Raw genomic sequence first — 11,522 nt, 5'->3', positions numbered from 1 at the left:
ATTTGTTTGGTTTTTAATCAGATATTTACCATATTGTTACTGTTTACATCTAAATCCCCAAATTATGAAAGAGCACAGCTCCAAGCTCATTGCTTTTGTACTTCTTCTGTTTATTTCCTTTACTAGTTTATCTCAAAAAAAAACAGATGTAAATAAAGATATTGATATTGTTAAAGTGTACGAACAAACCATAAAGGAAGGGTATCCTACGCTAGAGATTTATAAGAAATTGGCCAACACACAATACTTTCGCAGTAATTACAAAGAGGCTAAAAAATGGTTCGAAAAGTGGTTTGAAATGGAACTTCCAAAAGATGAAACTTCAAGATACCGCTACCATCAAACTCTAAAAGTGCTTAAGGTAGATACCAAAAAGAATAGATACCTGGCCATAGTAAAAGACACACAATAATTAAACTTCTTTATACCGAAAGCAATCGACCAGATGGTCGTTTACCATGCCAGTTGCCTGCATGTGCGCATATAGTACGGTGGTGCCTACAAACTTAAACCCACGCCTTTTTAAATCTTTACTTATTTTATCACTTAGAGGTGTGTTAGCCTGAACGTCAGACCTATCCTGTAAAAAATTCTGAATAGGCTTTCCATCCACAAACCCCCAGATGTAGTCACTAAAACTACCAAACTCCTCCTGGATCTTCATAAATGCCTGAGCGTTCGTAATGGTAGCACGCACTTTCAGCTTGTTTCGTATAATGCTAGCATCTTGGAGTAGTGCCTGTACTTTTTCTTCGGAATAGGAGGCAATTTTTTTATAGTTAAAATGGTCAAACGCTTTTCTGAAATTTTCACGTTTTTTGAGCACAGTAATCCAACTCAATCCTGCTTGAAAGGTTTCCAGTATTAAAAACTCGAATAATTTGTCATCGTCTTTTACGGGTACACCCCATTCAGTATCGTGATATTCAATATATAGTGGGTCGTCTCCACACCACCAACAGCGTTTTTTTTCCATGATTTTATACTATTGTTTTAAAGGTAGTAAGATTTATAAAAAAAGTACGTCCTAGTAGGTATGGAAATTTTACAAAAAACAAAAGATACGCTGGTGTTGGAAGCGCTGTCTAAAGCAATACCTTATAAAACATACAGAGATTTGGTAGCCCAGCACGCCGCTAATGAAACCAGTACAGGTGAAGATCAAACCGAAGCCTTAAGCGAATACACCCAATTGAACAATGCCAGAATGAAACGGTTGGATAAAACCCTAATACCTTCTGAAGCTGTAGTAAATAGCTTAAAGAATACCACCAAAAAGCAAACCTGGATAGTTTTAACCGAAAGCTGGTGTGGCGATGCGGCTCAGAGCATGCCGGCCATGAATATAATTGCTAGTCTAGTACCTTCTATAGGTTTAAAGGTACTCTTACGCGATGAAAATCTTGAAGTAATGGATGCTTTCTTAACACATGGTGGGCGCTCTATCCCAAAACTTATTTTGTTTGATACTGAATCTCAAAAAGTAGTAGGAGATTGGGGGCCAAGACCTTCAGAAGCTACCGAGCTGGTTAACCAATATAAAACAGATCACGGAGCTTTGAGTCCAGAATTTAAAAAAGATTTGCAGCTTTGGTACACCAAAGATAAGGGGCAGAATATTTTTAAAGATTTAGCAGATTTGATCGTTTAATTCTGCCCGGGAAAATTGTAGCTAATTGTTCCTACCTGTCCATCTTTGCCTGCCAAGGTTGTGAACCTTGCTTGACTTGTATATTCTAGCGCACTATCTATAAGACATCCATTTGTTGTGGTAGAAAGACCTTTGTTGTAGGTTGCATTTGTGATACGCCCTAAAGCATTTACCTCAATAGAGATTACTATTTTACCACCGCCATCGCAGGTGTATACCGGGTTGGGTAACTCTAATGCTGTTCTGTCTTTTAAGCTGTAGCTAATGGTAGTTCGGCGGTTGCTGCCTTTGGCCGATTTCTTTTTTCCAGTATCTTTTTTTAAGGATGTTTCGAAAGTTTCCTTCATTTTTTCTTTGGCAGCTTTTATTTCTGCTTCAGAATTATTGGTGAGCCCTTTGTCGATGGCGGCATCCATTTTAGCCAATTTTTCTTCAAAACTTTCTTCTTCTTCAGCATCACTACCTTTTTTTAAAAATTCTTCAGCTTCGTTATAAGCTCTGTTGGTTTCTATCTTAGAATTTTCTATTTCTGAAAGCGCCATTAATTCTTCCAGCTTTTCTTCTTCTAAAAGAGGATCTGTTGCTACATACTCTATGTCGTATTTTGGGTCAAAGGGTTCTTGCCCTTTTCCCAATTTCCAACTATACAGTGCTAGGAAAAAAATCGCAAAAAGAAGGCAGGTAATTACAAATGCGCGGTATGAGTAATTAAAGTTCACGAGTGCAATAACCGAAAATTTACTGAAAACTCCTTGTAGATTAACGACTTGTTAAGAGGAAGTGCTTTTTAGCTGTGCTTCGAATGCTTCAATAGATATAGCATCATTCACTACATAATCACCAATCTTAGTGCGTCGCAATGCCGAAAGGTGTGCTCCGTTATTCAATACTTTTCCAAAATCGTGTGCTAGCGACCTAATATAAGTTCCTTTTCCGCAGGCTACTCTGAATGAAATAGTAGGTAAATCTATATTGGTAATTTCAAATGCTGAAATATGTATGGATCGCGCAGGAATTTCAATGGTTTCCCCAGCTCTGGCGTATTCGTACAACCGTTTTCCTTCTTTCTTTAAGGCTGAAAAAACGGGAGGTTGTTGCTGGATTTCGCCTATAAATTGCTGTGTAGCTTCGTGAATCTGAGCTTCTGTAATTGCTGAAATATCGAAAGTCTGGTCAATTTCAGTTTCCAGATCGTAGCTTGGGGTAGTTCCTCCTAATGTAAAGGTTCCAGTGTATTCTTTGTGTTGTGCCTGGTAGTTTTCAATCTGTTTAGTAAATTTTCCAGTGCAGAGAATAAGCAAGCCAGAGGCCAACGGATCTAACGTTCCGGCGTGTCCTACTTTAATTTTTTTAATATTGAATTGTTTTCGGATTAACCAGCGAATTTTGTTTACCACTTGAAAGGAAGTCCAGTTCAAGGGTTTGTCTATTAAGATAAGTTGTCCGTCTTTGTAGTCTTCTGCAGTCATATTAGGCAAAGCTAACAACTATTGCGATAACACCTACGATTAAGCAGTAAATAGCAAACCAGCTTAGCTTGCTTTTCTTCACCAAGGCAATCATCCAGGTACAGGCAAAGAGTCCTGCGATAAATGCAGCGACAAAACCGAGGCCAAGCGTAGTGAAATTAGTCGCTTCAGATGTAAGTTCGCCACTAAGAACATCTTTCGCGATCTTTCCAAAGATGAGTGGCACCACCATTAAAAATGAAAATCGTGCCGCTTTACTTTTGTCGTTTCCTAATAAAACTGAAGTTGAAATAGTCGCCCCGCTCCTTGATATACCAGGTAACATAGCAATGGCTTGTGCAATTCCAATTACAAAAGCGTTGCTAAACGATACTTTTTTTTCTGTGCTTTTTGCTTTGTCTGCCAACCATAATAAAATAGCGGTGACAATAAGCATAGCACCCACAAAGGCAATACTTCCACCAAAAAAGGATTCCAATTCTTCTTCAAAAAGTACTCCTATGATGGCTGCAGGAATCATGGAGACGATGATTTTTACAACAAACTGTGTTTCTTCGTTCCATTTAAATTTCAGCAAACCGCTTATGATTTCCCAAATGTCTTTTCTGAAAACAACAATGGTACTTAATGCCGTAGCAAAATGTAAAACAACGGTAAATAATAGGCTTTCTTCAGGCACGGTAGTGTCGCCCATAATGGCTTTTCCCAACTCTAAGTGACCACTAGAGGAAACAGGTAAAAACTCGGTTAAGCCTTGAATAATGCCAAGTACAATGGCTTCCCAAGCTTCCATACGTTACTTTTTCTTGTGCGGATTCAATAAAATTGCGTACACCTCAATACCAAAACCAATTAAGATCATAGCAGGTGCTAAACGAATGCGTCTCCAGCTGTAGATTTCTGGATTAAAAATAGTGGGATCGTCACTTCCGCCACCGGTCATTAAGATAAAACCGAGTGCGATAAAGGCAACGCCTAGCAACATAAATTGATAATTTCTTTTCTCAAATATGAAGGTTGTACTATTGGCAACTTCTTCTTTTCTCTTTTGTTCTCCCAAAACGTAACTATTTAATGGTTAATTGCAGTCGATTTCTCTGGAAATTCTGAATATAGAACGTCTCCATGTACTTCTAATTGTGAGATGTGCTCACTTTCTGTTCCAAACCAAAATTTATACAGGTGCAAGGTAACAGTTTTATTTAAAACAGCTTCTTCAGTACCTTCAATTGTGAAGCCGTTTTCGAGGCCTCTATTTATATAATAAAAGTCGCCATTTGCTTCGTGAAATACCAAATCTTTTACACCGCCTTCAGTAATCTTCACCACTTTTATCTCTTTCGTAATACAGTCTTCCTTCTTCGGATTCTGAATACTACAACTTTGTAAAACTGCTACTGAAAAAATAACCAGTATTATTTTTAATGTCTTCATATTCTGAATTTTTAAATGTTACTACAAGCGAAGCGGCCTAAAAGCTACCGTCTACTGACTAATAATAAAGCTCATCCGTTCTCAAATTCAAGAAGCGTTGCGTAGCGAAAAAAGTGCTGAGCCAGGAAATAAATACTCCTATTAAAAACACACCTACAAACAAGGCGACTAGCAATATTTTGTCTTCCAGTAACTGCAATTCAGGAAAACTCAGGTTTAAATAATACAGGACAATTCCCATTCCAATGAGTGCCAAAAAAGCACCTACCATTCCTAATCGGACGCTCTTCCATATAAATGGACGTCTAATAAAGCTTTTGGTGGCGCCCACCATTTGCATGGTTTTAATGGTAAATCGTTTTGCATACACCGAAAGTCGAATGGAGCTATTAATTAACAAAACAGCAATAAACAAAAACATCCCGCTAATGATAAGCACCCAAAGGCTTACTTTTTTTACGTTGTCGTTCAGCAAGGCAATCAAGGGTTTGTCATAGACTACTTCATCTACAAAATCCTTGGTCATGATTTCGGCGGTAATTTCTTCCAGTTTTGTGGGAGAAACATAATCGGCTAGCATATACACATCAATACTGTTCTGCAACGGGTTATAGCCCAAAAAGTCCATAAAATTTTCGCCAATGGTGGCTGCGTGTTCTTCAGCAGCTTGTTCTTTGGAGACGAAGGTGGCGGTTTTTGTGTATTCGGCTAAGGCCAGACTTTGTTTTAATTCGGTGATTTCAACTTCTTTGGCGGTGTCTTTCAAATAGACCGTCAATGCAATTTTTTCTTTAAAATGATCGGCAACTTTCTTTGTATTCAGTACCAACAATCCCAACAATCCCAATAAGAAAAGTACCAGCGAAATACTGATAACTACGGAAAAGTAAGAGGAAATCAATCGTCGTTTTTGGTATTTTTCAAAACTAGATGCCATGGAGTGTGTCTATTTATAGTGTAAAAATACAATCATTTCTATTAACGTGATGCTATGGTAATATAGTATTTGGAAGAAATTACAAAATTCAAATAACAAACCCGCCTGACGGACGGGCAGGTTCCCAAAAAGGTGATCTAACTTATTATTTTTACTTGTGTTTTGTCACACTGAGCCTTTCGTCAAGCTCAAGACAGGCTTTGTTGAAGTGCATTTAATTTCCGCATTTTGATTAGTCTTCGACTGCGCTCAGACTGACATGGTACTAAAATTAGTTGGACCTATTAGATTAATTTGTACTTCTTCAATTTCGAATTCAGCGCAATAGCCGTAAATTTGCGCTTTATTTTCACTGAAACATAAGTAATGAGCAACTATCATTTTAACGATATTGAAGAGAAGTGGCAAAAGTATTGGGCCGACAATAATACTTTTAAAGCATATAACCCAAACGATTCCTCCCCTACCGGGGGAGGCCAGGAGGGGGCCGAAAAGCCAAAATATTACGTGCTGGATATGTTTCCTTATCCGTCTGGAGCAGGGTTACACGTTGGGCATCCGTTAGGATATATTGCAAGCGATGTGTATGCACGATACAAGCGTCACAAGGGTTTCAATGTCCTGCACCCAATGGGATACGATAGTTTTGGTTTGCCGGCAGAGCAATTCGCTATTCAAACAGGACAGCATCCTGCGCAAACTACCCAAGTGAATATTGAAGGCGGAACCGACAAACAAGGAACTAAAATTGCAGGTTACCGAAAGCAACTGGATCAGATTGGTTTTAGTTTCGATTGGAGCCGTGAAGTGCGTACCAGCGACCCATCTTATTACAAATGGACGCAGTGGATCTTTATTCAGCTATTTGAAAGTTGGTATGATAACACAGCTAATAAAGCACGTCCTGTTTCAGAATTAGTAGCACTTTTTTCTGCGGAAGGAAATACAAAAGTAAATGCCGTTTGCGATGATGACAGTACTGAATTTTCTGCTGAAAGTTGGAACGCTTATTCCGAAACACAACAACAAGAAATTTTACTGAAATACCGATTAACCTACTTAGCCGAAACTGAAGTAAACTGGTGCCCAGCCTTGGGAACCGTTTTGGCAAATGACGAAGTGGTGAACGGCGTTTCAGAACGTGGCGGGCATCCTGTGATTCGCAAAAAAATGAAGCAATGGAGTATGCGCATCAACGCCTACGCCCAGCGTTTATTGGACGGATTGGATACCATAGACTGGCCACAACCGCTGAAGGATTCACAAACCAATTGGATTGGACGTTCGGAAGGAGCTACTGTTGAATTCAAGGTCCTCCCCCTAGCCCCCTCCGGAGGAGTGGGAAGTCGTGTGAATAGGCTTACTGGCAATTCTCATATTGTTGGTACTTTGTTAGAGCGCGCTAAAGAAATGAGAAAGAACCCAACAAAAGCTGAAAATGTACTTTGGCAAGAACTTCGAAACAAAAAATCTGAACTTAAATTTAGAAGACAGCATCCTATTCATAATTACATAGTAGATTTTGTTTGTCTAGAAAAAAGATTAATCATTGAAGTAGATGGCGAAATCCATCAACATCAATTAGATAAGGACGCGGAAAGAGAATTATTGCTGAAAGAAAAAAAAGGTTTTAAAATACTTCGTTTCACAAATGATGAGGTAATTAATGAAACCGAAAAAGTAATGTCTGCTATAGCAGACGTATTAAAAGTCCTCCCCTCCGGGGAGGATTTAGGTGGGGACTTTACAATTCCTGTTTTTACTACCAGACCCGACACCATTTTCGGCGTTTCCTTTATGACACTGGCACCAGAACACGAACTAGTGGAAGAAATCACCACTGCAGAACAAAAAGCCGATATAGAAGCCTACAAAACCGCTACTGCAAAACGTAGCGAACGCGAGCGTATGGCCGATGTAAAAACCATTAGCGGTGCCTTTACAGGTGCCTATGCCGAGCATCCGTTTACCAAAGAACCTATCCCCATCTGGATTGGCGATTACGTATTGGCAGGCTACGGAACAGGCGCTGTGATGTCGGTACCCTGCGGCGATCAGCGCGATTACGATTTTGCAAAGCATTTCGATATTGACATTCCAAATATTTTTGAAGGGGTTGATATTAGCGAAGAAGCCTATTCAGATAAAGACAATACGAAGATTGCCAACAGTGATTTCCTAAACGGATTAAACTACAAAAAAGCAACCAAGACCGCTATTTACGAGTTAGAAAAGCTAGGAGCAGGGACAGGTAAAATTAACTATCGTTTGCGTGATGCGGTGTTTAGCCGTCAGCGGTATTGGGGAGAGCCTTTCCCGGTCTATTATAAAAACGGAATGCCGCAAATGATAGATACCAAGCATTTGCCAATACACCTCCCAGAAATTAGCGAATACCTTCCTACCGAAGACGGACAACCCCCTTTAGGTCGCGCCGAAAATTGGGCGTGGAATACCAAGACCAACAAAGTAGTTTCTAAAGAACACCTCTCCCCCTCAGGGGGAGACCGAGAGGGGGACAACGGTATCTACCCCCTAGAACTCAACACCATGCCAGGTTGGGCGGGAAGTAGTACCTATATGTTTCGCTATATGGATCCGAATAATGACGAGGCATTGGCGAGCAAAGAAGCGATGCAGTACTGGGAAAATGTTGATTTATATTTAGGCGGAAGCGAACACGCCACAGGGCACTTATTATACAGCCGCTTCTGGGTAAAAGCCTTATACGATCTTGGACATTTGCAGGTTGAAGAGCCTTTCAAAAAGTTGATTAACCAGGGAATGATTTTGGGGGAGAGTGCTTTTGTGCATAGAGTGAGCTATAATGCTTCTGCATGGGGGGAAAACGCAAATGAAATTATGCTAGATTTAATTAAAAAGACAGATAAATTTCCGCCTTTGTTTGTCAAAAATTCTGCACTCGGTAATGATGATTTAGTAAAAAAATATTTACTAAATAATAAATTGGTCGACAAAATTGAAGCTAACAATCTTTCTTTTGAATATACACCAATCCATGCAGATGTTTCTGTTGTAAATAATTCAAATGAATTAGACATCGAAGCCTTCAAAAATTGGAGAGAAGAATTTAAAGACGCTGAATTCATTACTGAAGAAGACGGCACTTTCAAAGTCTCTCGCGAAGTCGAAAAAATGTCCAAGTCCAAATACAACGTGGTAAGTCCAGATGAGATTTGTAAGAATTATGGAGCAGACACCTTACGATTGTACGAAATGTTCTTAGGGCCACTAGAACAGGCTAAGCCATGGAGTATGGCGGGTATTACAGGTGTGCATAATTTCCTGAAGAAGTTATGGAAATTATACCACACAGGTGATAACGGTGCTTTTACTGTTTCAGCTAATGAAGCTTCTAAAGACAGTCTAAAAATCTTGCACAAAACCATCAAAAAAGTAGCAGACGATATTGAGAACTTCAGTTTTAATACATCGGTGTCTACCTTTATGATTGCGGTGAATGAGTTGACTGCGGAAAAATGTACGTCCAGAGAAGTATTAGAACCGTTCTTAATATTAATCTCACCCTACGCGCCTCACATAGCAGAAGAATTATGGAGCAAACTAGGGCATTCAGAAAGTATTAGTGAAGCCCCGTTTCCAATATTTGATTCCACCCATTTGGTAGAAAGCAGCAAAGAATATCCAATTTCATTTAACGGAAAAATGCGCTTTACGCTGGAACTTCCGTTGAATTTGAGCAAAGACGAAATAGAATCTGCCGTAATGGCACACGAGAAAACAGCGTATTATCTGGAAGGAAGAACGCCTAAAAAAGTGATTGTGGTGCCTGGGAAGATTGTGAATATTGTTGGTTAGTTTCGATACTAAATTTAATTAAAATTGTCTGTTCGAGCGCAGTCGAGAACTATTTTGACTTTCGCAAGTGTCAATGAGGTTTCGACTGCGCTCAACCAGACAGCGTTATTTCCTTAAGACTAATCTGTTAATATTTCTTCAAAATATGTCAGCTATAAAAAAGCCTGCATAGTATTTGTTATCTTTATATCTATAAATAAATTCCGCTTTGACGGAAGCAATAAAAATAGATAATAAAAAATAGAAATAGCGCCAGCTCTTTCAATAAAAAATAAAGTTATGATAGGATATTATGTGCTCGCAGGAGCGATTTTTTTGATAAGTATGTACGTGAGTAACAAGCTGAAAAGCAAGTTCAAAAAATACTCGAAAGTGCATTTACAAAACGGGATGAGCGGTAAGGAAATCGCCGAAAAAATGCTTGCAGACAATGGAATTACCGATGTTGAGGTGATTTCAGTAGCTGGGCAATTGACAGACCATTACAACCCAAAAACTAAAACGGTAAACTTAAGTGAGCCTGTGTATATGCAACGTAACGCAGCAGCTGCGGCGGTTGCAGCGCACGAAGTAGGTCACGCGGTACAACATGCAACGGCCTATAATTGGTTGCAAATGCGTTCGGCAATTGTGCCGGCGGTTGGGATTTCAAGTAAGCTTTCCAACTTTGTGATTATGGGAGGTATTATATTAAGCGCTATGGGAATGGCACTTGGAAACTGGGTGTTTTTAATTGGGATTGGGTTGTTTGCCATGACAACGGTCTTTTCATTTATTACCTTACCCGTAGAATATGATGCCAGTAATCGTGCCTTGGCATGGTTAAAGACAGAAAACATGGTAACACCAGAGGAATATGCTGGATCTAAGGATGCTTTAAAATGGGCGGCTAGAACGTATTTGGTTGCTGCGTTAGGATCGTTAGCTACACTACTTTATTTTATCTCTATGTTTATGGGGAGACGATAAATAGTCGAAAATAAAAAATATACTATTAACCGAAGTCAGTAGAAACTGGCTTCGGTTTTTTGTTTCTAGTATAGTATTTTACAAACACCAAGACAATTATAGGTGGAACTATACCTTTTAGTATTGAAATTATCGTTCCCATAGTATTCGATAGTACACTTCCACCGGTACTTGCAAATACCAATTCACCATACGGATTTCCATCTAGGCAAAGAGTAGTTAAATAGTTCCATCCTAAATGCATCCCTAAGGCTAGTGCAATCGATTTCGTTTTTACATAAGAATAGCCCCACGCATACCCCATAAAACCTGTAATCACAAAAATATACACCAACGGAATGATACTGCCACCCAGCATACCATATGAAAACCAATGGTACACCCCAAAGGCAGCCGAGGAAATTAAAAGGGCGTAGGTTGCTTTTAGCCGTGCTAGTAAAATATATAAAATGGCGCCTCGAAAGAGCAACTCTTCGTATAGAGCAGATTTTAAATGAAACCAGAATGATACTGCTATTTCTGAAATAAGGATAGAGGGTTGCGCACTCCAGGTTTGCTGTGCTATTTCAGAATAAATAAACACCATGAGCCCATTCAATAGTAAGGCAAAAAAGAAACCTAAGATACCCTGAAGCACTCTTTTTTTGATAGGAAAAATACCTAAAACGCAAAGATTTTTTTTCTGAAGTAAATAGAGCAGCGCCCATGAAACTATCAGGATAATGATGATCCCAATCATAATAGATAGAGTGTAAAATTACTTAGAAATCTTATAAAACAGCAAGCTAACCCCACTAATGACCACTGCTAAAAATATAAGAAGTTCGAAGGTGGTTTCTGGGAAATTTGAAGATTGAGCGAGGTAAGCTAAGGCCAAAATAACTAAAATCACCATAGCTCCAACATACAAGAAAATTTTCCCCGTACTTTTTGCAGGTTGCTGGGCCTGATCATTTTCGTTTAGAATATCTATAGAAAAGCCTAAATGTTTAGCAAGCACTTTTAAGGTGTGCATTCTCGGGGTGACTTGTCCCTTTTCAATACGTTGGATAGAACGGAGGCTAATGTTTGAAACGTCAGCTAATTCTTGTTGGGTATATCCCATGGCGATACGATGTTTTTTTACTGTGTTAGCAATGATTTCTTGTTGTTTATCTTGCATCACAAACGTATCTATTACTTTGCTGTTTTTAAATTAAAAGCGTGCGTCACTCTTGCGCCA

At 39.2% G+C, this 11,522-nt stretch carries 13 protein-coding genes; 4 read left to right on the top strand and 9 right to left on the bottom strand.

The annotated features are described in order from the left end of the window. Positions 1-64: 64 nt before the first annotated feature. The gene (locus ACQ2HF_RS02555; protein WP_432411951.1) at positions 65-412 is read left to right on the top strand and encodes a hypothetical protein; all 348 of its coding nucleotides are present in this window, start codon (positions 65-67) and stop codon (positions 410-412) included. On the opposite strand, the gene ACQ2HF_RS02550 is transcribed toward ACQ2HF_RS02555, so the two are convergent. After that, positions 413-976, bottom strand: coding sequence for a DNA-3-methyladenine glycosylase I (locus ACQ2HF_RS02550; RefSeq protein WP_432411950.1), 564 nt, complete (start codon positions 974-976; stop codon positions 413-415). It lies immediately after the preceding gene. A 60-nt stretch (positions 977-1,036) separates the two neighbouring features. Between ACQ2HF_RS02550 and ACQ2HF_RS02545 the strand changes: the two genes are divergently transcribed. Beyond that, positions 1,037-1,651, top strand: a complete 615-nt coding sequence (locus ACQ2HF_RS02545) for a thioredoxin family protein (protein ID WP_432411949.1) — start codon at positions 1,037-1,039, stop codon at positions 1,649-1,651. Here the strand turns inward: ACQ2HF_RS02545 and ACQ2HF_RS02540 are convergent. The 6 genes from ACQ2HF_RS02540 to ACQ2HF_RS02515 all read right to left on the bottom strand — a co-directional run bounded on the left by ACQ2HF_RS02540 (position 1,648) and on the right by ACQ2HF_RS02515 (position 5,491). After that, the gene (locus tag ACQ2HF_RS02540) at positions 1,648-2,286 is read right to left on the bottom strand and encodes an energy transducer TonB (RefSeq protein WP_432411948.1); all 639 of its coding nucleotides are present in this window, start codon (positions 2,284-2,286) and stop codon (positions 1,648-1,650) included. The genes ACQ2HF_RS02545 and ACQ2HF_RS02540 overlap by 4 nt on opposite strands. 135 nt (positions 2,287-2,421) lie before the next feature. Continuing rightward, positions 2,422-3,120 (bottom strand): tRNA pseudouridine(55) synthase TruB, encoded by a 699-nt coding sequence (gene truB / locus ACQ2HF_RS02535; RefSeq protein ID WP_432411947.1) that lies wholly within the window; start codon positions 3,118-3,120, stop codon positions 2,422-2,424. Between the two features lies 1 nt (position 3,121). Next, positions 3,122-3,913: an undecaprenyl-diphosphate phosphatase gene (locus ACQ2HF_RS02530; protein ID WP_432411946.1), complete on the bottom strand. Its 792-nt coding sequence runs from the start codon at positions 3,911-3,913 to the stop codon at positions 3,122-3,124. A gap of 3 nt (positions 3,914-3,916) precedes the next feature. After that, positions 3,917-4,180: a DUF3098 domain-containing protein gene (locus ACQ2HF_RS02525; protein ID WP_432411945.1), complete on the bottom strand. Its 264-nt coding sequence runs from the start codon at positions 4,178-4,180 to the stop codon at positions 3,917-3,919. A gap of 11 nt (positions 4,181-4,191) precedes the next feature. Beyond that, positions 4,192-4,554 (bottom strand): hypothetical protein, encoded by a 363-nt coding sequence (locus ACQ2HF_RS02520; protein ID WP_432411944.1) that lies wholly within the window; start codon positions 4,552-4,554, stop codon positions 4,192-4,194. 58 nt (positions 4,555-4,612) lie between these two features. After that, positions 4,613-5,491: a cell division protein FtsX gene (locus ACQ2HF_RS02515; protein ID WP_432411943.1), complete on the bottom strand. Its 879-nt coding sequence runs from the start codon at positions 5,489-5,491 to the stop codon at positions 4,613-4,615. Between the two features lie 366 nt (positions 5,492-5,857). On the opposite strand from ACQ2HF_RS02515, the gene ACQ2HF_RS02510 reads away from it, so the two are divergent. Together ACQ2HF_RS02510 and ACQ2HF_RS02505 are read left to right on the top strand one after the other, a co-directional pair. Beyond that, positions 5,858-9,331: a leucine--tRNA ligase gene (locus ACQ2HF_RS02510; protein ID WP_432411942.1), complete on the top strand. Its 3,474-nt coding sequence runs from the start codon at positions 5,858-5,860 to the stop codon at positions 9,329-9,331. A 279-nt stretch (positions 9,332-9,610) separates the two neighbouring features. Beyond that, positions 9,611-10,300: a zinc metallopeptidase gene (locus ACQ2HF_RS02505; protein WP_432411941.1), complete on the top strand. Its 690-nt coding sequence runs from the start codon at positions 9,611-9,613 to the stop codon at positions 10,298-10,300. A 25-nt stretch (positions 10,301-10,325) separates the two neighbouring features. On the opposite strand, the gene ACQ2HF_RS02500 is transcribed toward ACQ2HF_RS02505, so the two are convergent. Together ACQ2HF_RS02500 and ACQ2HF_RS02495 are read right to left on the bottom strand one after the other, a co-directional pair. Further along, positions 10,326-11,039 carry a CPBP family intramembrane glutamic endopeptidase gene (locus tag ACQ2HF_RS02500; RefSeq protein ID WP_432411940.1) on the bottom strand — a complete coding sequence of 238 codons (714 nt, stop codon included), beginning with the start codon at positions 11,037-11,039 and terminating at the stop codon, positions 10,326-10,328. 18 nt (positions 11,040-11,057) lie between these two features. Next, positions 11,058-11,462, bottom strand: a complete 405-nt coding sequence (locus tag ACQ2HF_RS02495) for a helix-turn-helix domain-containing protein (protein ID WP_432413048.1) — start codon at positions 11,460-11,462, stop codon at positions 11,058-11,060. Between the last annotated feature and the right edge of the window lie 60 nt (positions 11,463-11,522).

This window comes from Rasiella sp. SM2506, from assembly GCF_050859505.1.
GTDB lineage: Bacteria > Bacteroidota > Bacteroidia > Flavobacteriales > Flavobacteriaceae > Marinirhabdus.
The sequence above is the reverse complement of the archived record's forward strand: the minus strand, read 5'-3'. Positions and strand labels throughout refer to the sequence as shown.